Annotated in this window: 16 protein-coding genes; 7 read left to right on the top strand and 9 right to left on the bottom strand. The window is 60.4% G+C overall.

The annotated features are described in order from the left end of the window. Nucleotides 1-186 precede the first annotated feature (186 nt). Genes ABWV42_RS15350 through ABWV42_RS15335 form a run of 4 tightly spaced genes read right to left on the bottom strand, consistent with a single transcriptional unit; the run spans nt 187 to nt 4,531 of the window. The gene (locus tag ABWV42_RS15350; RefSeq protein WP_353340934.1) at nt 187-1,158 is read right to left on the bottom strand and encodes a 2-hydroxyacid dehydrogenase; all 972 of its coding nucleotides are present in this window, start codon (nt 1,156-1,158) and stop codon (nt 187-189) included. After that, a complete protein-coding gene (gene sucD, locus ABWV42_RS15345; protein ID WP_255106825.1) occupies nt 1,158-2,048 on the bottom strand; it encodes a succinate--CoA ligase subunit alpha in 891 nt (296 codons plus the stop codon). Before sucD ends, ABWV42_RS15350 begins: the two co-directional genes overlap by 1 nt. Then, nucleotides 2,045-3,244: a malate--CoA ligase subunit beta gene (locus ABWV42_RS15340; RefSeq protein WP_353340932.1), complete on the bottom strand. Its 1,200-nt coding sequence runs from the start codon at nt 3,242-3,244 to the stop codon at nt 2,045-2,047. The genes sucD and ABWV42_RS15340 overlap by 4 nt, the downstream gene beginning before the upstream one ends. Nucleotides 3,245-3,286: 42 nt before the next feature. Further along, nucleotides 3,287-4,531 (bottom strand): pyridoxal-phosphate-dependent aminotransferase family protein, encoded by a 1,245-nt coding sequence (locus tag ABWV42_RS15335; RefSeq protein WP_353340931.1) that lies wholly within the window; start codon nt 4,529-4,531, stop codon nt 3,287-3,289. Between the two features lie 219 nt (nt 4,532-4,750). On the opposite strand from ABWV42_RS15335, the gene ABWV42_RS15330 reads away from it, so the two are divergent. The 5 genes from ABWV42_RS15330 (at nt 4,751) to ABWV42_RS15310 (ending at nt 16,583) form a co-directional block, all read left to right on the top strand. Beyond that, nucleotides 4,751-5,374, top strand: coding sequence for a LuxR C-terminal-related transcriptional regulator (locus ABWV42_RS15330; RefSeq protein WP_353340929.1), 624 nt, complete (start codon nt 4,751-4,753; stop codon nt 5,372-5,374). Nucleotides 5,375-5,395: 21 nt separating this feature from the next. Continuing rightward, nucleotides 5,396-6,376 (top strand): phosphotransferase, encoded by a 981-nt coding sequence (locus ABWV42_RS15325; RefSeq protein ID WP_353340928.1) that lies wholly within the window; start codon nt 5,396-5,398, stop codon nt 6,374-6,376. Nucleotides 6,377-6,636: 260 nt separating this feature from the next. Further along, complete coding sequence (locus tag ABWV42_RS15320) at nt 6,637-13,866, top strand: cadherin-like domain-containing protein (RefSeq protein WP_353340927.1); 7,230 nt, start codon at nt 6,637-6,639, stop codon at nt 13,864-13,866. A gap of 197 nt (nt 13,867-14,063) precedes the next feature. Next, nucleotides 14,064-14,927, top strand: a complete 864-nt coding sequence (locus ABWV42_RS15315; RefSeq protein WP_353340926.1) for a YihY/virulence factor BrkB family protein — start codon at nt 14,064-14,066, stop codon at nt 14,925-14,927. 63 nt (nt 14,928-14,990) lie between these two features. Then, nucleotides 14,991-16,583 (top strand): AMP-binding protein, encoded by a 1,593-nt coding sequence (locus ABWV42_RS15310; RefSeq protein ID WP_353340925.1) that lies wholly within the window; start codon nt 14,991-14,993, stop codon nt 16,581-16,583. A gap of 189 nt (nt 16,584-16,772) precedes the next feature. Here ABWV42_RS15310 and ABWV42_RS15305 read toward each other — a convergent pair whose 3' ends face one another. Genes ABWV42_RS15305 through ABWV42_RS15290 form a run of 4 tightly spaced genes read right to left on the bottom strand, consistent with a single transcriptional unit; the run spans nt 16,773 to nt 19,391 of the window. Then, nucleotides 16,773-17,015: an N-(5'-phosphoribosyl)anthranilate isomerase gene (locus tag ABWV42_RS15305; protein ID WP_353340924.1), complete on the bottom strand. Its 243-nt coding sequence runs from the start codon at nt 17,013-17,015 to the stop codon at nt 16,773-16,775. A 46-nt stretch (nt 17,016-17,061) separates the two neighbouring features. Beyond that, complete coding sequence (locus ABWV42_RS15300; protein ID WP_255106817.1) at nt 17,062-18,129, bottom strand: methyltetrahydrofolate cobalamin methyltransferase; 1,068 nt, start codon at nt 18,127-18,129, stop codon at nt 17,062-17,064. A 15-nt stretch (nt 18,130-18,144) separates the two neighbouring features. Continuing rightward, entirely contained in the window at nt 18,145-19,068 is a 924-nt protein-coding gene (locus ABWV42_RS15295) for a methylenetetrahydrofolate reductase (RefSeq protein ID WP_255106816.1), read from the bottom strand. Between the two features lie 26 nt (nt 19,069-19,094). Continuing rightward, a complete protein-coding gene (locus tag ABWV42_RS15290; RefSeq protein WP_353340922.1) occupies nt 19,095-19,391 on the bottom strand; it encodes a virulence factor in 297 nt (98 codons plus the stop codon). A gap of 247 nt (nt 19,392-19,638) precedes the next feature. On the opposite strand from ABWV42_RS15290, the gene ABWV42_RS15285 reads away from it, so the two are divergent. Both ABWV42_RS15285 and ABWV42_RS15280 read left to right on the top strand, forming a co-directional pair. Beyond that, nucleotides 19,639-20,751 carry a Ppx/GppA phosphatase family protein gene (locus ABWV42_RS15285; RefSeq protein WP_255106812.1) on the top strand — a complete coding sequence of 371 codons (1,113 nt, stop codon included), beginning with the start codon at nt 19,639-19,641 and terminating at the stop codon, nt 20,749-20,751. A gap of 106 nt (nt 20,752-20,857) precedes the next feature. Beyond that, on the top strand, nt 20,858-21,574 hold the full coding sequence (locus ABWV42_RS15280; RefSeq protein WP_255106810.1) for an RlmE family RNA methyltransferase: 717 nt from the start codon (nt 20,858-20,860) through the stop codon (nt 21,572-21,574). Nucleotides 21,575-21,582: 8 nt separating this feature from the next. Here ABWV42_RS15280 and ABWV42_RS15275 read toward each other — a convergent pair whose 3' ends face one another. Beyond that, a complete protein-coding gene (locus ABWV42_RS15275; protein ID WP_353340921.1) occupies nt 21,583-21,783 on the bottom strand; it encodes a hypothetical protein in 201 nt (66 codons plus the stop codon). Between the last annotated feature and the right edge of the window lie 129 nt (nt 21,784-21,912).

Raw genomic sequence — 21,912 nt, 5'->3', positions numbered from 1 at the left:
GCCGAACAGCTCGGGGTCACGGGTGGCCAGGGATTCGGTGAAGAAACCATCGGGACGGTGGTGGGCGTTCATGATCAGAGCTCCGCTTCGGATGGCCATTCAGGCCGGTGACATTTCAGGAATATGGTCCGTTGCCCGTGCAAGTTGGATGGTGTGAGATGGGAGAGGTCTGCACGGGCAACGGTTTCAGATGACTTGATCGCGGGGTGTTCGCCCTTCGAAAAAGTCACTGAGATTGTCGAGGACGCGGAAGCCCATCGCTTCGCGTGCCTCGCGCGTGGCGCTGCCGAGGTGCGGCAGCATCACGACGTTGTCGCATTGCATCAGGTCCGGATTGATGCGCGGTTCTCCGTCAAAGACGTCAAGGCCGGCGCCGCCGATCATGTCGAACATCAGTGCCTGAGTGAGGGCGGTGTCATCCACCACCTCGCCGCGTGCGGTGTTGATGAGGAAGGCATCCTGTTTCATCAGATCGAGACGACGGGCGTTGATCAGGTGACGGTTCGCGGCGCCACCGGGGCAGTGCAGCGAGACGAAATCGCACTGTGGCAGGAGGTCATCGACCGAAGCAACCTGGGTGGCATTGCATTGGGCCAGCACCTCGGGGGCGACCTGGCTGCGGTTGTAGACCAGGATGTCCATGCCGAAGCCATGATGGGCACGGCGGGCCATTTCCTGACCGATACGACCATAGCCAATGATGCCGAGCGTCTTGCCGCTGACCTTGGTGCCGATCAGGTGGGTTGGCCGCCAGCCGGTCCACTGGCCGGCGCGGACCTCGCGTTCGCCTTCACCGGCGCGACGCGCCACCATCAGCAAGAGCGTCATGGCGATATCGGCAGTACACTCGGACAGGACGTCGGGCGTGTTGGTGACGGTCAGGCCAAGGGTGCGGGCAGACGACTCACAGATGTGGCTGTAGCCGACACCGTAGTTGCCGAGGATCCGAGCCTGTGCCTTGGGCACGTCCAGAGCCTCGGCGTTCAGCGTATCGGTGACCGTTGGCAGAACCGCGTCGTATGTCTTGATCGACTCGCGGATCTCGGCAGGCGACAAGGGTTTGTCGCCTGTGTTGAGTACAACATTGTAGTCCTCGGCCAGTTTCGCCTCGACGGCGGCGGGCCAACGACGGGTGACAAAGACCGAAGGTTTGATCATCACGCTGCCTTTCCCATGACGCGGGCGATGGTCTCTCCGATCACCGCCGGGTTTTCAGCGACGGTAACGCCAGCCGCCGATAGGATTTCTACCTTTTCCGACGCAGATTCCCCGAAAGCCGAAATGATCGCGCCCGCGTGGCCCATCGTGCGGCCTTTCGGAGCGGTCAGACCGGCAACGTAGGCGATCACGGGTTTCGAGATGTTGTTGCGGATGTAGTCCGCAGCTTCCGCCTCTTGCGGGCCGCCGATCTCGCCGATCATGGCGATCACGTGGGTATCCTCGTCCTGCTCGAACCGCTCGAGGATGTCCTTGAACGACGAGCCGTTGATCGGGTCACCACCGATGCCGACGCTGGTCGAGACACCGATGCCACGCTCTTTGAGCTGGGCCGCGGCCTCGTAGCCGAGTGTGCCGGAGCGACCGATGATGCCGACATTGCCGGGCAGGTAGATGTGACCGGGCATGATGCCCAGAAGCGCCTTGCCGGGCGAGATCGTGCCCGCGCAGTTGGGGCCGGTCAGCACCATGCGCTTGTCCTTGGGGTAGCGGTACATGTAGCGCTTGACGCGGATCATGTCCTGCGCCGGAATACCGTCGGTGATGCAGACACAGTAGCGGATTCCACCGTCCGCGGCTTCCATGATCGAGTCGGCCGCGAACGGCGGCGGCACGAAGACCAGCGAAGCGTCTGCGCCGGTTGCGTCGACGGCTTCCTTGACGGTGTTGAACACCGGCACGCCTTCGACGGTTTCGCCGCCTTTGCCAGGGACCACGCCGCCTACGACGTTGGTGCCGTATTCCAGCATGTCCTTGGTGTGGAAGCGTGCCATGCGGCCGGTGATGCCCTGAACGATGACGCGCGAGTTGCGATCCAGCAGAATGCTCATTGTACGGCCCTCATCTTGGTGCCTTGGGTAAGGTCGTTTTGCCATGCGCCCACGGCGCGTTCGGCGGCTTCCATCAGCGTGGTGGCGCGGATGATCGGCAGGCCCGACTGGGCAAGGATTTTCTGGCCTTCCTCGACGTTGGTGCCGGCAAGGCGAACAACAACGGGAAGGTCGATGTCCAGTTCCCTGAGCGCCTGAACGACGCCTTCGGCCACCCAGTCGCAGCGGTTGATGCCCGCGAAGATGTTGACCAGGATCGCCTGCACGTTGGTGTCGGAGAGGACCAGACGGAAAGCCTTGGTCACGCGTTCCGGTGAGGCGCCGCCGCCGATGTCGAGGAAGTTGGCTGGCTCGCCACCGGCGAGCTTGATGGTGTCCATCGTCGCCATCGCGAGGCCTGCGCCGTTTACGATGCAGCCGATATTGCCATCGAGACCGACATAAGAGAGACCGCGATCAGCTGCACGGCTTTCGCGCGGATCTTCCTGGCTCTTGTCGCGCAGTTCTGCGATCTGCGGGTGCCGGAACAGGGCGTTGTCGTCAAAGCTCATCTTGGCATCCAGCGCGAGAACGCGGTTGTCGCCGGTGATGACGAGCGGGTTGATCTCGACCATGGTCGCGTCGAGGTCGCGGAATGCCTGATAGCAGCCCTGCAGGGTCCGGACCATATGCTGGGTCAGAGACGGTTCAAGACCAAGTTTGAAGGCGATCTCGCGGGCCTGGAACTCTTGCAGGCCAACCGCCGGTTCCACGGTGGAGCGCACGATGCTCTCGGGACGTTCGGCCGAGATTTCCTCGATTTCCATGCCGCCTTCGGAAGAGGCCACGATCATGACGCGTTGCGAGGAGCGGTCGAGAACGAAACCGAGATAGATTTCGCGGTCGATCTGGACGGCGGATTCCACGTAGACGCGGTAGATGCCTTTGCCTTCCGGTCCGGTCTGGTGGGTGACCAGCTTGCGGCCGAACATGTCGTCACAGGCGTCGTAGATCTCGTTCTCGCTGTCGCAGAGCTTGACGCCGCCGGCCTTGCCGCGACCGCCTGCATGGACCTGCGCCTTGACGATCCATTTGTCGCCACCAAGTTCACGCGCGCGATAGGCCGCCTGTTCGGGGCTGTATGCGAGCGCGCCCTTGGGCACGTCGACGCCGAAATTCGCGAGAATTTCCTTGGCTTGATATTCGTGGATGTCCATTTGCTCCTCCCTGTTGAGCGGCTAATGCCTGGACGATGGTGATTATTGTGCGGCGATGGCCTCGGCGTAGTGCTTGTCGAGAGTGGCCTCGATCAGCGGCTGGTCGAGCGTGGCGCCCATGTCGCGCATGGCGTCTGCAAAGCGGGCAACGATGTCGCGAATGGCCGCTTCGGTCAGTTGGTTCAGAATGCCGATGCGCACCTGTACGGGCTGGGACAGGGTGGGCCAGATGCCAAAGCCGGCGGCGCGGCAGTTCTGTACCAGTTCCATTTCACGGCCCGCGAGGTCGCCCGGCAGGTTGAGGACAACGAGGCTGGTCATGTTCGAAGTGACTTCACAGCCCATCGCGGCGACGGCGTCGCGCAGGGCGGCTTCGTGCTTGCGATAGGAGGCAGCGCGAGCGGCAAGCCCTTCTTGCAGCGTTAGGCGCAGCGATTCATGGAAGGCGGCCACGGCATAGCCCGAATGGGTGCGGTGGTAGGTGCCTTTTTCGACGTCCTGACCATCGACGATGCCCCAGTGGCGGGCTTCGAACAGCGGGTTGTGAACATAGGTGTAGGCGCCGCTGGCCTTCAGGCTGTCGATGTAGCTGTCGGTAAAGCTGACCGGTGCATAGGTGAGGGGCAGGCAGCAGAGGCCCTTCTGGGGGCAGGAGGCCCAGCCCGCGATGCCGGGGAAATCGTCGATCGAGAAATCCTCGACGCCGAGCGACGAAACCGCATCGATCAGACCCATGGCACCGTGGCGGTCGCAGGCGTCCGAGAAGCCGCGCAGGTCGTTGATACGGCCGGAACCGGTTTCCCAGTGCGCCATGAAGGCCCACTTGGGTTTATGTTCCGCCAATGCTGCTTCGACCATTTCCTCGGTCACGGAGGTGCCGTGCGGCACGTCGATCACGACAACGCTGGCGGCCTGCGGGTCCTGCGGGTTGGCGGCGTGTTCCTCTGAGGTCGCCGCCTTGATGCGCAGGGTGAGCGTGTCGATGCCCGAGAAGGTGCCATTGTTGAAGGCGACAACCTTGTCACTGGGCATGACGGCGGCGAACATGGTGTCGAGCGCGCTCCAGCCAGTGCCGGCAACGGCAAAGGTGTAGGTGTTCCTGGTGCCCCAGATTTCGCGCAGCATGTGCTTGCATTCGATCATGCCACGCAGCACGTCACCCTGCATGTGATCGGCAACGCCAGCGCGGGCGAAAGCCTGCAATACGCGGGCGTCTGTATTGCCGGGGCCCGGACCCGCAGCAAGGGTTTCGGGGATTTCGAGAGGGGGGAAGATATCAAAACTCATCTCGGGGCTTCCTCGCCAGTAGTGGCCCGCAGGCCGTGGTATCATGTGTTGAGGAAGAGAAAATCGAACCTTGTTGCATCCCGCAACGTAAGGAACTACTGCTTTTGGGTATCTAATTGGGTGGGTAAATACCTACCCAAAGGTGTAAGAATACCGAGGTATACCGGAATTGACCCCACCCAAATGGGTAGTTTATTTCGAAAAGGGACGTGAATTCATATGCTTGGCCAAAAAGAGGCACCGATCGACATCATGCTCGCCAACAGCAATTCGCTGGTGTTGTCGGCCATGTCAGAGATTTTTGAACGGGATCCCCGATTCTCTCTGGTTGCAACGTCAGCGACCGCAGAAGGGTTTCTGGGAACGGTCATGCGGGTGCCGGTCAAGGTCGGGGTGATCAACTGGAACCTGCCGGTCCTTGGGGCTGCAAAGCTTATCGAAGTTCTGCGGGAACATGAGAACGCGCCGCGTATCGTGGTCTATGGCGACGACACAGGCGATCATCCCCGCCTTGCGATGCAAGCCGGGGCGGCCGGTTTCGCGGCACGTTCGGGGGACGTTAGTGGACTTCTGGAAACCTGCGCCGAAGTTGCCTCTGGCAAGATGGTCTTTCCATTCATTGACGTACGGCAGATGCAACAGGACCCGATCCATACCCTGTCACGCAAGGAACGTGCTATCCTCGAAGCGCTGGCGAAGGGTATGTCAAATAAGGAACTGTCGAAAAACCTCGGGATTTCAACGAACACGGTGAAGTTCCATCTGTCGAACATCTATGAGAAACTGTCGGTGAAGAACCGGTCTCAGGCAATTGCCTATTACTATTCGGCGAATAACAAGTAGGCGAAGGGCAATCGGATACTCATGGCAGAGAAGTTGACAGCCGAGGACATCGAAGCGATTTGCCGGCAGGTTTGGCAACGTTCGCCCGATGCGGTGTCGTTTCCCGGCGGTGAGGGGCGGAAGACGGCATTGGTGCACCTGGAAGAGGGGTCTTTCGCGGTTTCCAAACGCAGCAGTATGGGGCGGGCTCAGTTGGAACGCGAAGCCCTGTTGCGGCTGTCGGATACGGGGGCGGTTCCAGACCTGTTGTATGGCAAGGGCGATGTTGTTGTTCAGCAGGCCATTGACGGACAGCGGCTTTCCGAAGCTCTAGAACTGGCGGATCGCACCGGACGTGACCGTATGTTGATCGAGGCGGCGCAGTCCTTGTTTCGGTTGCGTCGGCAGGCGCGGGATACCGGTCTGGAAGACATGGCGCCGGACATCGGGATACGCAGCGGGTGGGCGGAAGACATGGCCAACGTACCGCTGCGTCTGGCCGAGATGACGAATGTCGCCCTAGAAGGCTACGACCCGCAGGCCGTGGCCGAGATCATCCGCCCTCGCTACAGGGGATTCGTCAAATGGGATGCCCGGCCGGGGAATGCCCTGGTGACCGACAAGGGCGGCGTCGTCTGGTTCGATTGGGAGCATTGCGGTGTCGGTTCGGTGGAAGATGATCTTGTCTGGTTGCTGGCGGATGAATGGTGCCCGATCAGCGCGGTGGCAGAAGAGACTCTTCTACAAGACCTCGAACGGGAGACAGGGTCTGATCTGGCACAGCGGTTCCATTACAAGGCGGTCATGCACAGCGTGATCAGGCTCTCTCTGATCCTTGATCGCAAGGGCGATGGGCCCTGGTGGTCGGTGCAGGAGGCCCTTCAGAACGACCGGATTGGTGTCAGCCTTGCACATGTCACGCGAGTTGCGAAACGGGCTTCGGTCTGGGCCGGAAACTACGATGATCTTGCGGCGCTGGTTCCGTTTCTAAGAGGAGTTCACGCCTTCGCGTCGCAACTGTGAGCGATTCATTGTTCGCGTCGAAGGCACTTTGTGAGTGAATGGAAACGATTGTTTCCCTTCAAGTTTTCCGCGGACCAATCGGTAAAAATATTTTTCACTCTTAACCGTCTGTATTCATTTGAAAAGTTCACTTCCCTGTGAGGTTCGCGGGTTTACGTTAGGGTAATTTTCTTGACACAGAACGCCTTCGGAATTCCAAATATGTAAAAAAATATGTCTTTTTTGCGGCGAATGCCGCCTTTCCTTGGGGGGATAGTTTTATGGCCAGATTTCGTGGTTCCAATGGTAGTGACGTTTTTTCCGGTACTTCTCGTAAAGACAAAATCTACGGACGGGACGGCGATGATACGCTGGATGGTCAGGGCGGCGACGACAAGATTTACGGCGGTGATGGCAATGACAGCATTCTGGGCGGCACCGGCAACGACAAGCTGAGAGGCGACAAGGGCGATGACGTTCTTGATGGCGGCGAGGGCTGTGATGATCTCGATGGCGGCAAGGGCAACGACAGCGTCTATGGCGGTCTTGGCCACGATCGACTGAAAGGCAAATCCGGAAACGACCTGCTGGATGGCGGCGAGGGCAACGACAGGCTCGACGGCGGAGAGGGTAATGACACGCTACTTGGGGGCCTTGGCAACGATATCCTGATCGGGGATGGCTCGGGCTCGGCAAGCGGCTCTGGAAGCGGCGCCTTTGGCACGTTCAACGATTACCTTGATGGTGGTGCCGGCAATGATTTCCTGATTGGTGGTCGCGGTGAAGATACGGTTCTTGGCGGAGAAGGCGATGACATCCTGGTTGGGGATGGCAATGGGTCTGGCTCGGGTCTCGGGAATTGGCTGCGCGGCGGTGGCAGTGGTTCTGGCGGCGGGCGTGGCAAACGTGGTCGCGGCAGCGGCAGCGGATCGGGAAGCGGGTCCGGAGGTTTCTGTGGAAGCGGATCTGGCAGCGGTCAGGCCGCAGGTTTCAATGACTACCTTGATGGTGGTGCAGGCAATGACATCGTTCTTGCCGGTGGAGGCGACGATGAAGCTGTCTACACCATGTCCGAAAACGCGGGTGCGACAGACGACTACCGTGGCGGACACGGCATCGACACGCTGACGCTGAATTTTACGCTGGCCGAATGGTTCCAGCCGGATGTCCAAGCGGATATTGCAAATTACCTTGCCTTTATCCAGGCCAACACCGATCCGGTCTCGGGTGAAGCGAATTCGAATGTCTTCCAGTTTACGGCCTTTGATCTGAGCGCCCGGGAATTCGAGAACCTGCGTGTCTTCGTGGATGGCGTCGAACTTGACCCTGCGGATGACCCGGCGGATGCGATCGACGATTCAATGGGCGTGCAAGAGGATGACGGCAACACCGTCTTTGCCGGTTCGGTTCTCGACAATGACAACGTTCCGGACCTTGTCTATGCGGTGCGCCTGATTTCGACCACCGCCGAAGGGGTTCTAACCTTCAACGAGGGGACGCCGGGCGCACCTGACGGGAGCTTCTCCTTTGATCCCAATGGCGATTTCGAAGATCTCGCAGAAGGGGAAACCCGCGATGTGACCTTTGTTTACGAGGTCGAAGACGCCAATGGTGACACCGATCAGGCGACTGTCACAATTACCGTGACCGGTAACAACGACGCGCCGACCTTGGCGGCGGGTGTTGGCAATGCTGTCGAGGACGGGCCGACCGTCGACGTGGCACTTGCACCGCTTGGCGATGATGTGGACAGCGACGACAATGGGTCGACCCTGACCTACAGCATCACCGGCGCGCCGGGTGCGGGTGAGGGCACTGCCTCGATCACCGGGACCACACTGACCTTTGATCCGGGCGCGGATTTCCAAGGCCTTGCGCTAGGTGAAACGCAGGACGTTGTGATCGAGGTCACGGCCACGGATGCCCACGGTGCGACGGCGGTCAACAACGTGACCATCACCGTGACTGGCACCAATGACGCGCCGACCTTGGCGGCGGGTGTTGGCAATGCTGTCGAGGATGGGCCGACGGTCGACGTGGCACTTGCACCGCTTGGCGATGATGTCGACAGCGACGACAATGGCTCGACCCTGACCTACAGCATCACCGGCACTCCGTCGGAAGGTTCGGCGTCGATCACGGGCACAACCCTGACTTTCGACCCCGGCAGCGATTTCCAGGATCTTGCCGTTGGCGAGACACGCGACGTGGTGGTGCAGGTCACCGCGACGGATGCCCACGGCGCGACGGCGGTCAACGACGTGACGATCACCGTGACCGGAACCAATGACGCGCCCGTGGCGCAGGCCATTGCCGGGGACGTCTGTGAGAACCCGGTCGAGACGCAATTGTCAGACGGCATTGCACCGGGCACGGCGATCCAGAATATCGGGCGCTACTATATCTTTGACTTCGACACCGGCACGGCGGTAACCGTGCCACGTGACGGCGGGGCCAACAACACCTTTGCACAGGTGGCGGCGACCTATCTCTCGGCGGGCAACGGCGTGATCCTGACACTCAACCCGAACAACTCGGGCTGGGGTGCGGCAACGGCCCTGTTCGATGACGGTGTCGAAAGCCTGATGGATGCCTCTGAATATTCGGTCACCGACACCAGCGGCGGCGGCATTCTGCAACCGTACGCGCCAACCCTGCCCGAGGTGATCTACTTTGAGGACAACAACAAGGCCGTGGACCAGATCGCCGTGAGCCTTGCGCCGTTTACGCTATCGGATGGTCGGACAATCGAATTGTCGTTTGAAGCCAATGACATCGATTATGAGGTGAACTCTACCGACGACCTGCTTGTGGGCGCGGTTTCCTTCAGCGCGACGGTGACCGATCCGGCGGATGTGGTGACAGTCGCGGCGGACTTCAGCGATGTGGATGTCACGGACACGCATACTTTCAGCGTGGACGACACGGGCACCCTTGGCAGCGTGACCAACAATGGCGACGGCACCTTCACCTATGACGCCAATGGCCAGTTCGAAGGGTTGGCCGAGGGTGAGACAACCACCGACGCCTTCACCTACACGGTGGATGACGGCAACGGCGGTACCGACACCGAAACCGCGACGATCACCGTGACCGGCAAGAACGACGCGCCGACACTTGCGGCGGGTCTTGGCAACGCGGTTGAGGATGGTCCGAGCGTTGATGTCGATCTGTCGGTGCTGGGTGATGATGTGGACAGCGACAATGACAGCACAACCCTGACCTACTCGGTCACCGGCACTCCGTCGGAAGGTTCGGCGTCGATCACGGGCACAACCCTGACTTTCGATCCCGGCAGCGATTTCCAGGATCTTGCGGTTGGCGAGACACGCGACGTGGTCGTTCAGGTCACCGCGACGGATGCGCATGGTGCGACGGCGGTCAACAACGTCACGGTCACCGTGACCGGCACCAATGACGCGCCGACCTTGGCGGCAGGCGTTGGCAATGCTGTCGAGGACGGCCCGACCGTCGACGTGGCACTTGCACCGCTTGGCGATGATGTGGACAGCGACGACGATGGTTCGACCCTGACCTACTCGGTCACCGGCACTCCGTCGGAAGGCTCGGCGTCGATCACGGGCACTACCCTGACCTTCGATCCCGGCAGCGATTTTCAGGATCTTGCGGTTGGCGAGACACGCGACGTGGTGGTGCAGGTCACCGCGACGGATGCCCACGGCGCGACGGCAGTCAACAACGTCACGGTCACCGTGACCGGCACCAATGACGCGCCGACCTTGGCGGCAGGTGTTGGCAATGCTGTCGAGGACGGCCCGACCGTCGACGTGGCGCTTGCCCCACTTGGCGATGATGTCGACAGCGACGACGATGGGTCGACCCTGACCTATACGGTGACCGGCATTCCGTCAGAAGGTTCGGCGTCGATCACGGGGACAACCCTGACTTTCGATCCCGGCAGTGATTTCCAGGACCTTGCGGTTGGTGAGACGCGTGACGTGGTGGTTCAGGTCACCGCGACGGATGCGCATGGTGAAACTGCCGTCAACGACGTGACGGTCACTGTAACGGGCACCAATGATGCGCCTGAGTTCACGGGGGGCAGCACCGGGGCCACGGTTCGCGCCGGGCTGGATTCCGGGGCGCTGAACGTGTCGGACAATCTGGACGCAGCAGCGCTGGCGGCGGCTTATGATGGCGGCGGGGTGTCGGTTGGTAGCCTGACCACCATTGGCGGCACGCAGGTGCATCAGGTCACGCAAACGGGCCAGTTGCGCACGCCGCATACCACCATCGACCTTGTCGAAGCGGGCGCGTTGGAAAGCGACGATATCGTAGTCATCACCATCAACGGTGAGGTGCTGCGCACCAGCGGAGACCAGGATGTGCTTTTCGGTGTCTCGGATGGTGTCAACCACATGTCCATGTTCTCGACCGACGGCACAGGTGGTGGGCTGTTCAGTGACGCCATTCTTGCGGGAGGAGAGCTTGGCGTGGCCTTCCCCGAGAACCCGACCAATGATCGCACCTTGCTGAGCGGCGTTCCCGAGCTGGCAAGTTTCGAGGTGGAAATCCGCCTTGATCTGGCCAATGACGTGATCACGTTGGTTTCGGATGGCGGGACGCAGACCTACAACATTTCGGGCGATGCCTCGGATCACCTTGATCCGTCGTTGGGCCTCGATCTGATCCTGGCCAATGACCAGACCGGTGAGACGTCGAACTATGTAAGCCTCAGCTATGACGTGCAGGTCCAGCAGCGCACGGCGGATGGCACGCTGAATTTCAACGATGTTGATGTCAGCGATGTGCATACTGCCAGCGTGACCGACACGCGGATATCCGGCACCACCGGGTCGCTTACGGCGGCGTCCGTTGCGGGGCTGCTGGGTCTGGGCGTGACGTCGGATGCGCTGAGTGCGCCGGGGAGCGTGGACTGGAGCTTTGCCAATGATCCGTCGCTGTTCGATTACCTTGGCGTCGGCCAAAGCCTGACGATCGAGTACGACGTGACGGTGAACGATGGCAATGGCGGCACGGATACGCAGACCGTAACCATCACGGTGGAAGGTCTGAACGAGGCGCCGACCGCAAGCGCGATTGACGCAGGCAGCACCAATGAAGACGCAGCGCCCTTCGTGTTCGATCTTCTGGCGACGGCAAACGACGTGGATGACAACGCGGACCTTGATGTCGCAAATGTCGTGGCCACGGCGTCGGATGGCACCACGGTGACCCCCGTGGTGGATACCGAGACCGGGGAAATCACGATTGATCCAAGTGCCTTCAACCATCTTGCGTGCCATGAGGAAGCCACGATCACGATCACCTATGATATCGTGGATGATCAGGGCGCGACGATCCAGAACACGGCCACATTGGTTGTGGAAGGGATCAACGACCTGCCGGTGATCTCGGGCCCTGTCCTTGATGGCGCCAGCGAAGATGATGTGCCCTTGTCGGTGGATCTTCTGGCAAATGCGACGGATGCGGAGGGCGATAACCTTGCCGTGCGCAACGTCACGGCAGTGTCCGACAATGTCGGGCGCACGGTCACTGTGGTGGTCAACCCGTCCACTGGTGAGCTGATCCTCAACCCGAACGATTTCAACGATCTGGCGGTGGGTGAAAGCGAAGTTGTCACGGTGTCCTATGACGTGATCGAAGAGGATCGCGCCTATGCCGATGGCTTGGGTGGTGAGGTTCTCGACAATGCGGGCACCTTCTTTATCGCCGACAACGATACCGGAAGCATGGTCCGTGTGAAGCGTACTGCAAGCGTCCTGACCCATGAGCAGGCCCTGGCCAATGCTGGCGTGACCAACGGCAGCTCTGTTCTGATCGACGGCAACAGCACAGGTGCTGCGGTGTCGGCCAAGCAGGTGCTGAATGGTGTGACCACGATCGTGGATGCCTCCAATATCGTCTTGCAGGGCTATACCGGGACCGAGATCATCGGTGGCGGCGGGCTGTTCAAACAGTTCCAGTCGTCCTTCTCTGATCTTGATCTGGTTGTGCAGATTCCGTTTGAAGACGACGATTGCGGTGACGCGGTTCACACCTATGTCTTTGACAACCTGGATCAATCGGGTGGCTTCACCACGCCGTTGTTCGATGGGGTATCGCTTGACGTGACACCCGAGGCAGTCTCGGCAACCGCAGAGATCACCATCAACGGGGCCAATGATGCGCCAACGGCAACGGCGCTTAACCTTGGCACTTACACGGAAGATAGTGGCGTTCGGTCGTTCAATCTGTTGAGCGGTGCCTCTGACGTGGATGGGGATGACGTTGACATCGCCAATGTCTCGGTGACCTCGAGTGACGGACGGTCCATTAGCCTGTCTTCGATAAACTTCGAGACGGGCCAGGTCACGCTCAACACCGGTCTCTATAATGACCTGAACACTGGGCAATTCCGCAACGTGACCATCAACTATGACGTGGTTGACGGCAATGGCGGTGTGACTGGCAACACTGCCACGGTGCGGATCAACGGGGTCACTGATGCGCCTCCGATTTCGGGCCTGCCAACGTCGCGCAGCCAGCTCGACGCCAGCGACTCTCTGAATGTGCCGAGTGAGGCCCGGACCTGGAACAAAAGCGTTACACCGGGTGTCAGCGGATATGCGCAGCTTCAGGTGCTGGTGGACGGCGATTTCTCTGGTTTCAGCGGAGAATCCATCAACGTCTTTTTGGATAATGTGTACCTAGGTACCTTCTGGAATAGCGGACGGTTTGTCGGCAACGGCATCAGTTCGTCCGGTGTTTCCAGCAATGTAACTTCGGTGACCGGTAGCGTGACCCAGTCGACGAACTCGAACGATGTGACCTGGAACCTGGGCCTCACTCTGACGTCTTCGTTCTGGAACACGGTGTCGTCCAACGGCGTCGCAACCGTGCGTATCGACAACTCGAATGGTGTCGACTTTGAGATGGGCGGCAATGACTTCTATGGTTTCCGGATGGTCTATGGCGGCGGCACACGTGATCCGCTGGTGGTCGATCTTGGAGACGTTGGGATCAGCTTTGTCGCGGATCAGGTTGATTTTGATCTCGATGCCAATGGCCAAGCGGAACGGTCGGCATGGACCAATGGCCAAGATGGCATTCTTGTCATGGACCTTGACGGTTCAGGCACCATCGAGGACGGCAGCGAAGTCTTCTCCGAAACCTTCGGGGCCGGGGGACATGCATCCTCCCTTGCTGCGCTTGCGTCTTTGGATGAGAACGCGGATGGCGTCTTTGATGCTCAGGACGCGGCCTACAGCGACGTCTTTGTCTGGATCGATGCCAATCAGGATGGCGTGACTGACGCCGGGGAGCTTGTTTCGCTTGCCGACGCGGGGATCGTGTCCATTGATCTTGCGGCAGTTTCCGGAGCAACGGAAATTGACGGTCAGGATGTGTCTCTTGTGGGGCAGGTAGAGTTTGCCGATGGAACCAAGAGAGACTTTGTCGAGGTTGCCTTTGATGAAGTCATCGAAGGCGAGGTTGCGGAAGACACGCACCTTGGTGCGGTTAACCCCTCTGACGATTTCCTGTTCTGACACCAAACAGAGTTTCCTGCTTCCCTTGCTGACCGCAAGGGAGGCAGGTTTTCCCAGAAGATCAAAGTCATACGTCCGTGTACTATTGAGGTCATACGGTTGAAACCCAACATGCTGGCGGGCAGGTTTGTGTTGTCACGACGTGATCTTGTTGGCATGTCTTGTTGCCAGATCGGGTGCAGCACAGGTGGTTTCCCATGATTTTCTGGCAGGCGTTTCTGGATGCGTTGGGGCGATTTCTCACCAAGGGGGGCACCGTGCGCGCCAGCCACGTTGCCCTGTCGATGATGCTCGCGATTTTTCCCTTTTGCATGCTGGCCTTATCGGTTGCCGCACTGGTGTCGATGACGGGTCTGACCAGTTCGCAGGCCGATCTGGGCGAGGTGTTGACGGCCGTGTTTGGGGCCTGGCCCGATGCCATTGCCGGCCCGATTGAAAGCGAGGTGCGGGCGGTTCTGGAAAGCAGTGGAGGGTCGACCATCACGGTGGGGGCCGTATTAACGGTCTTCTTTGCCTCCAATGGGTTTGACGCGATGCGGATCGCGGTGTCGGAGGCCTACCACGACAGCGATCCGCGGCCGGTCTGGAAGCAGCGGTTGATCGCGGTGAGCTTTGCCATTGGCGGGGCGCTGGCGGTGACGGCGACGGGGGTGTTCGGGGTGCTGATCCCGGTCTACCTGCGCTATGCGGCGGAGGTTCTTCCGGACCTGCCGTTCACTTTCGACTCGCACAGGACGGTGGGTGTGCTGGTCACCACCTTTGTGCCGTTGTTTGGGTTGGTGGCCTGCCACAAGTGGTTGTCGGGCGTTGTCAGGCCGGTGCGGGCGTTGTTGCCGGGCATCCTTTTGACGCTGGTGCTATGGATGGCGATCGCCCGTGGATTCGAATTCTACGTGCGGAACTTCCCAACATATTCCGTAACTTACGCCGGCTTGGCAGGTGTGATTGCGGCCTTGGTTTTCATGTATCTCATGGCGGCGGTCTTCGTTCTTGGCGCAGAATACAATGCGCGCCTTGGGGAAATTGCCCAACAGACGCGACGGCACAAGGGGGACCCGTAATTTCCGTCTTTTGTCTTTCTGGCGGCCTGATACTCTCGACGCCGGAGTGATGGGAGGATCGAGATGACCGGGACAATCGGGCAGTATTTCAACGAAAAATCAAAGGCGTATCCCGAAAACGGGTTTCTGGCGGTACCTGCGTCGCAGGGGCGCGCTTACTATCCCGAGGGCTATGAAATCACCTATGCAGAGGCGTATCGCACGGTTTCAGACTGGCAGACGCGGCTGGCAGCGGCAGGTTTTGGCCCTGGGCTGCGGGTGGCGGTGTTGTTGGGCAACCGTCCTGAAATGATGCTGTTGAAGCTGGCTCTGAACGGGTTGGGCGTGAGCTGGGTGCCGGTCAATCCGGATTACCGGCCAAACGAGGTGGCCTATCTGCTGCAGGACAGCGCGGCGGTTCTTGCGATTGTCGCGCCGGAGTACCGCGATCTGATGCAGGCGGGCATTGAGGATAGCGGGACCGGCGTGCCCATGCGCGTGATGGAGGCGGAGCTGCCGGAGTTGCCCGGGGTATCGGGTGCGCAGGCGCGTGATGTGGTGGCAGAGGACGAGGCCAGCCTGATCTATACCTCGGGCACCACGGGGCGGCCCAAGGGGTGCATGCTGAGCCATGCCTACGAGATCGAAATGGGCATGTGGTATGCCAGCCGTGGCGGCATGATGACCTTTGAAGAGGGCACGGACAGGATTTACAACCCGCTGCCGTTGTTCCACGTAAACGCCGCTATTCTCACGTTTTTTGGCATTATGGAGAAGGGTAATTGCCTGATCGTGCCGGAGCGGTTCAGCGCCAGTGCCTGGTGGCGTGACCTGGCCGAGACGGGGGCGACGGTGGCGCATTACCTTGGCATCGTGATCCCGGCCCTGATGAACATGCCGGACACGGAGTGGCAGCATCGCCACAAGGTGCGTCTGGGCCTTGGGGCGGGGGTGGAGCCGACGTTGCACGGACCGTTCGAAGAGAGGTTCGGGTTTCCGCTGGTCGAGGCCTGGGGCATGACCGAGATGTGCCGCCTTCTGACCGCGCATGAGGAACCGCGCCAGATTGAGACGCGAGCGATTGGGCGGCCTGGTCCGGGGCTTGAAGTTCGGGTGGTGGATGGCAATGACCAGGAGGTCCCGCGCGGCACGCCCGGCGAGATGGTTCTGCGGCATTCCGAGGCGACACCGCGTAAGGGGGCGTTCTCGGGCTATCTGAACCTGCCGGAGGCCACCGAAGAGGCCTGGCGCGGTGGGTGGTTTCACACCGGCGATACGGTGATGATGGATGAGGGCGACATGATCTACTTTGTCGACCGCAAGAAAAACATCATACGACGCAGTGGTGAAAACATTGCTGCCGCCGAGATCGAGGCCTGTTTGCAGGAACATGAGGCGGTGGAGCGGGTGGCCGTGATCGCGGTGGAAGACGCATTGCGCGACGAGGAGGTGATGGCCTGCATCACCTCGGATCGCGCGGGTGACGAGTTGGCCGAAGAGCTTTTCCAGTGGAGTTTCAATCGCTTGGCCTATTACAAGGCGCCGGGATGGATTCGCTTTGTCGAGGAGATTCCGGTGACAGGGACGCAGAAAATCCAGAAGCATGCCCTGTTTGGCGAGGGGCAGAACCCGACCGAGGGCGCCTTAGATTTCAGGGCCCGCAAGAAGCGCGGGTGACGTGGTTAACAGCGTTGGATGCGCCAAAACGGGGTGTCGGTGCCACGTCGGTATTACGTCGGTATTGCGACGGTGGGGGCAACGGCATCTGCCACCTTAACGCGGCGCACGGTGGTTAACGAGATGTGAAGCGGTGGCCCCACGTTTTTCCAGAAAAACGTGGGGCGGGAAATTCTTCGAGAAGAATTTCTAGCAGATGATGGTAAAGGGGCTTGGGGCGCAGAGGATGACCACGTGAAGGCCCGCGATCAGCATGTGAAAGCCACGGCGGCGGACTTCGACCTCAAGCGCGATCAGGCCGATTTCACGTTCCACATCCGAGATGTCAGGCCGTACCACACCTCCGGTGCGCGCGCTTCTGGCGCGAAACAGCTGATCAAGCCAGTCGCGCCCGGTGGGGCGCGGAAAAGAAGAAAGGGGCAGGGCGGTCATCTGACCACTCTGCCCCCGTCTGGGTTAACACTGTCCTAGCGCGGGATCAGGCGCGGCGACGGCGACGGCCACCACGGCCACCGGCTGCGGCTTCGGAGGGATCTTTGTTGAACTTGATCCACTCGGCACCACCGGCGTCGTTGTTGGTCAGGAAGTTGGCTGCGCGGATGGCTTCCATTTCCTTGCCTGCACGCGGCTTGGTCGAGCCGAGGCCGAACATCTTGCAGAAGGCCTCGTCGTCCATGTCGGCCGGCAGAACAATGCCCGCGGCTTCGACTTCTGCCTTTTTCTCGGCCAGCTTCTTGGGGCCGACGGGCAGGGCGACAGGGTTCATGATCGCCGAGGTCATGCCGGTGGCCATTGCCATCGGCAGGAAGGCGTTGTTGATGCCGTGACGGTTCGGCAGGCCGAACGAGATGTTCGAGGCACCACAGGTGGTGTTCACACCCAGTTCGTTGCGCAGGCGGCGGTTCAGTTCAAAGACCTGAAGGCCGGCAGTGCCCATGGCGCCGATCGGCATGACCAGCGGGTCAACAACGATGTCATGTGCCGGGATGCCGAAGTCGGCGGCGCGTTCCACGATTTTCTTGGCAACGGCGAAACGCACTTCGGGGTCTTCCGAGATGCCGGTGTCGTCGTTCGAGATGGCCACAACCGGAACGTTGTATTTCTTGACCAGCGGCAGAACCACTTCCAGGCGTTCTTCTTCGCCGGTGACCGAGTTCAGCAGCGGGCGGCCTTCGGCGGCTTCCAGGCCTGCTTCGAGAGCGCCGGGAACCGAGGAGTCGATGCAGAGTGGGCAGTCGGTGATGGCCTGAACACGTTTCACCAGTTCGCGCATCAGGTCGGGCTCGACAAAGTTGTTGTCGGCGTAGCGCGGGTCTTCTGCCATCTTGTTGGAGAAGACGGCGCCCGAGTTGATGTCGAGCACGGTGGCGCCGGCGGCAACCTGTGCCAGCGCGTCGGACTCAACGCGGCTGAAGTCACCGGCTTCGAGTTCGGCGTTCAGGATCTTGCGGCCCGTGGGGTTGATGCGCTCACCGATAACGGTGAACGGCTGGTCGAACCCCATGATGGTGGTCTTGGTCTTGGACTCGATGATGGTACGGGTCATGTCTGATCCTTGTTCTTATGCTTTTGCGGGCGCAGCCGAGGCGCCGCCGTTTTCGATCGCCCAGGTGGCGTTGGTCTTGATGCCGCCGAGCGGGAAGAAGTGGACTTTCTCGATGTTGAAGTCCGGGTTGGCAGCCTTGTGGGCGGCCAGATCGGCGATGACTTCGGTCGGCTCGTGCGGCAGCAGCAGCTTGGAGACGTCCTTGGCGCGCTTTTGCAGAACCTTGAGCGACGGGCCGACACCGCAGGCGATGGCGAACTTGATCATGGTTTGCAGCTTGGCCGGACCGGCGATGCCGATGTGGACCGGGATGTTCACGCCACGTTCGGTGAGCATGTTGCACCAGTCGATGACCGGCTGGGCCTCGAAGCAGAACTGGGTGGCAAGCGCCATGTCGGCGTCGGTGCGCTCGTTGAAGGCCTGTTTCCAGTCCAGGGCGGCGAAGGTGTTGGTGCGCGAGCCATCGGGGTCGATGTCGAGGTTGGGCTCGGGGTGGCCGGCCACGTGCAGGTTGGTGAAGCCCGCCTTGTCGAACAAGCCGGTTTCCAGAAGCTGCATCGAGCAGTGATAGTCGCCGTGCGGTTTTTCAACGCCACCTGCCAGCAGGAGCGCCTGTTTCACGTCGGCTTCGCCCTGGTACATGTTGATCCAGTTTTCCAGCGTCGCCTGATCCTTGATGATCCGCGCCGGGAAGTGCGGCATCACCGGGTAGCCTTCTTCGTTCAGGCGTTTGGCGGTGGCGACCATGTCCTCGATCGGGGTGCCTTCGATGTGGGCGATGTAGACGCGGGTGCCTTCGGGCAGCAGCGCGCGGAAGTCTTCCACCTTGGCCGCGGTGCGCGGCATGACTTCGATGGAATAGCCTTTCAGAAAGGCTTCAACTTCGGGGGTGACGGTTTTCACGTCTTCCGTCTTCTTGCGGAAATTCAACAAAGCCATGGCGGCCTCCCATAGTGACGCGCGGGTCATGCCCAGCCTTCATTCGCGATCAGGGTCTTCAGACGGTCCTGATCATATTCTGCCTCAAGACGATCGGCTTCGGCCTTGGCCACTTCCGAGGTCTCGCCTTCAACCGGATAGGGATCAGCCTTGCGCCACTCGGCCAGGTATGCGTCGGCATCCTTTGCGCCCACTTTCATGGCGGCACGGTCGATGGCCTGTTCGAACCGCTCGGTGAGCTGGATCTTTGAACCACGGCGACCCTTGCCCACGATGACCTGGGCGGGGATGTCACGCCAGTAGACGATGGTGACGTCGGGCATGTTTGATTCCTCCGGTTTGAGTAGACCCTTGGTAGGGCAGGATGCGACCTGCCTTATGTACGTTTTCGACAGAACGGCTTCTTTCAGCGACCAATTGGCTTGTAGCGACTGTGCCTGCGGTATGCACACGCATACTCTTCATGATCTTGATGAGTCGCAGGCGGTGCACCGGCGCGTATCGATGGGGATTGCGCGTTCTGCATTCAGCACTTAGGTTGAAGGTAACTCGAAATGGAGGGCGTGACAGATGGCGCCCAAGCGTCCCAAAGGTGCGGGCGCGTTCCCGAAACCGGTTGAGAGCCCCGCGCCGAAACCGCCCGATCCGAGCGAGCTTTATGCCGCGCTGGATCTGGGTACAAACAGTTGCCGCATGCTGATTGCCCAGCCGAAGGGCAACCAGTTCCACGTGGTCGACAGTTTTTCTAAATCGGTCCAGTTGGGGGCCGGTCTGGAAAGCACGGGTCGATTGTCGCGGGGGTCGATGCGCCGGACGGTGCAGGCCCTGCGGATTTGCCAGCAGAAGCTGAAGCGGCACAGGGTCAAGCGTATGCGCCTTGTGGCGACCGAGGCGTGTCGTCGGGCGCGCAATGCCAAGGATTTCATCCGGCAGGTGCGGCGCGAGACCGGGTTGCAGCTCGAGATCATCAAGCCCGAGGAAGAAGCGCGGCTGGCGGTGATCTCCTGTGCGCCGCTGGTGAGCACCAAGACGGAACAGTTGCTGGTGGTGGATATCGGCGGCGGGTCCACGGAACTGGTGTGGATCGACCTGACCTCGGTGCCGGCGCGGGACCGTCCAAGTGCGATCATGCGGTTGCATGCTGGGTTTCATGATCTGGAAAGCCCGTTTCCGGCGGCAAAGGTCGTGGACTGGATCTCCGTGCCTCTGGGTGTGGCGACCCTGCGGGATCAGTTCTTTGACGTGGAAGACGATGCGGCGCGGTTTGCGCTGATGAGCTGGTTCTTTGAAGAGAACCTTGCGGAATTCGCGCCTTACAAAGATGCGCCGCCGAGCGAAGGCTTCCAGATCATAGGCACCAGCGGCACGGTCACCACGGTGGCGGCGTCGCACCTTGGGTTGCGGCGCTATGATCGCACCAAGGTGGACGGGTTGCGGATGACGACGGAACAGATCGACAAGGTGATCCGTGGGTATCTTGATCTTGGCCCCGTCGGACGGCGGCGCGATCCCCGCATCGGGCAGGACCGTCAGGCACTGATCATGTCCGGATCGGCGATCCTGCAGGCGCTCTTGCGGTGCTGGCCGACCAACCGTCTGTCGGTCGCGGATCGAGGGCTGCGCGAGGGGTTGCTTTATGCCCAGATGAGCGCGGATGGCGTTCTGGACGATGTGCCATATTAAATTGGGCTAGACGCGCGAGGAAATTCTTCTAGAAGAATTTCCTTCGGGTAGGATTTTCGAGAAAATCCTATGCACACGGGGCTGCAAGGGCTGAGGATCTAAGAAGATGGCGAAGAAACCGACGGGCAAAAATACATCCGGGCGCGGACAGCGTGATCTGACGATCAAGGTCAAGACGGCGCGCGGGCGCAAATTGTCGTCAACGCGCTGGTTGCAGCGGCAGTTGAACGACCCCTATGTGCAGCGCGCCAAGGCCGAGGGCTATCGCGGGCGCGCGGCTTTCAAGATCATGGAGTTGGACGACAAGTATCGGTTCCTCGTGAACGGGGCGCGGGTTGTCGATCTGGGCTGTGCACCCGGGGGCTGGGCACAGGTGGCCGTGCCGCGCATCAACGCGCTTGGTGAAAAGTCGGGCAAGAAGGTGGGCACCTATCTGGGTGTGGACCTTCAGGAGGTTGAATCGCTGGCCGGGGCGCGGTTCGAGCAGCTGGACTTCATGGAAGACGATGCGGATGTAAAGGTGAAAGAGTGGCTTGGTGGCAAGGCCGATGTGGTCATGTCGGACATGGCGGCGGCCTCGTCTGGTCACAAGCAGACCGACCACCTGCGGATCATTTCGCTTTGCGAGGCGGCAGCCTATTTCGCCTTTGATGTGCTGGACGAGGGCGGCACCTTTGTGGCCAAGGTTCTTGCCGGTGGCGCAGAGGGCGATCTTCAGAAGCTCTTGAAGCAGAAGTTCACCAAGGTCGTGAACATGAAGCCGCCGTCAAGCCGGTCGGACAGTTCCGAAAAATTCGTCGTCGCGACCGGGTTTAGAGGTTAGGTCTGGGGTTAATAGCGCAGCGATTTGCAGGCGAGGGCGCGGAAGGCTTCGGCTGCGATCAGGAAGTCGGCCGTGTTTTCTTCGGCACTGCCCTGTGTTTCGGCGCACGGGGCCGCAAGACGGCGGTGATCCTGACGGATGAGCTCAAATAGACGTGCATGACGCGGACGGGCGGGCGTGAAGAAGCGCTCTTTTGGGACATATTGCATTGAAGACTCTTTGGCAGCAGAGTTTGGGGGAGAGCTTCTGCTCCCAAGCGTGAAGATCGCTTTAAATCTGGGCGAAAATCGGCCCTACCCGGGCCGATTTCAGGGAAAATCCAAAGATTGCGGCGGGTC

Source organism: Pelagimonas sp. KU-00592-HH (genome assembly GCF_040369695.1).
Lineage (GTDB): Bacteria > Pseudomonadota > Alphaproteobacteria > Rhodobacterales > Rhodobacteraceae > Shimia.
This window is presented reverse-complemented; position numbering and strand designations above follow the sequence as displayed.

What these genes read in the sequence shown, in the direction of transcription:
- ABWV42_RS15330 (WP_353340929.1), top strand. Translation starts at nt 4,751, where the DNA reads ATGCTTGGCCAAAAAGAGGCACCGATCGACATCATGCTCGCCAACAGC.
- ABWV42_RS15315 (WP_353340926.1), top strand. Translation starts at nt 14,064, where the DNA reads ATGATTTTCTGGCAGGCGTTTCTGGATGCGTTGGGGCGATTTCTCACC.
- ABWV42_RS15290 (WP_353340922.1), bottom strand. Translation starts at nt 19,391, where the DNA reads ATGCCCGACGTCACCATCGTCTACTGGCGTGACATCCCCGCCCAGGTC.
- ABWV42_RS15350 (WP_353340934.1), bottom strand. Translation starts at nt 1,158, where the DNA reads ATGATCAAACCTTCGGTCTTTGTCACCCGTCGTTGGCCCGCCGCCGTC.
- ABWV42_RS15280 (WP_255106810.1), top strand. Translation starts at nt 20,858, where the DNA reads ATGGCGAAGAAACCGACGGGCAAAAATACATCCGGGCGCGGACAGCGT.
- ABWV42_RS15305 (WP_353340924.1), bottom strand. Translation starts at nt 17,015, where the DNA reads ATGACCGCCCTGCCCCTTTCTTCTTTTCCGCGCCCCACCGGGCGCGAC.
- ABWV42_RS15295 (WP_255106816.1), bottom strand. Translation starts at nt 19,068, where the DNA reads ATGGCTTTGTTGAATTTCCGCAAGAAGACGGAAGACGTGAAAACCGTC.
- ABWV42_RS15340 (WP_353340932.1), bottom strand. Translation starts at nt 3,244, where the DNA reads ATGGACATCCACGAATATCAAGCCAAGGAAATTCTCGCGAATTTCGGC.
- ABWV42_RS15300 (WP_255106817.1), bottom strand. Translation starts at nt 18,129, where the DNA reads ATGACCCGTACCATCATCGAGTCCAAGACCAAGACCACCATCATGGGG.
- ABWV42_RS15335 (WP_353340931.1), bottom strand. Translation starts at nt 4,531, where the DNA reads ATGAGTTTTGATATCTTCCCCCCTCTCGAAATCCCCGAAACCCTTGCT.
- ABWV42_RS15325 (WP_353340928.1), top strand. Translation starts at nt 5,396, where the DNA reads ATGGCAGAGAAGTTGACAGCCGAGGACATCGAAGCGATTTGCCGGCAG.
- ABWV42_RS15285 (WP_255106812.1), top strand. Translation starts at nt 19,639, where the DNA reads ATGGCGCCCAAGCGTCCCAAAGGTGCGGGCGCGTTCCCGAAACCGGTT.
- ABWV42_RS15310 (WP_353340925.1), top strand. Translation starts at nt 14,991, where the DNA reads ATGACCGGGACAATCGGGCAGTATTTCAACGAAAAATCAAAGGCGTAT.
- ABWV42_RS15320 (WP_353340927.1), top strand. Translation starts at nt 6,637, where the DNA reads ATGGCCAGATTTCGTGGTTCCAATGGTAGTGACGTTTTTTCCGGTACT.
- ABWV42_RS15275 (WP_353340921.1), bottom strand. Translation starts at nt 21,783, where the DNA reads ATGCAATATGTCCCAAAAGAGCGCTTCTTCACGCCCGCCCGTCCGCGT.
- sucD (WP_255106825.1), bottom strand. Translation starts at nt 2,048, where the DNA reads ATGAGCATTCTGCTGGATCGCAACTCGCGCGTCATCGTTCAGGGCATC.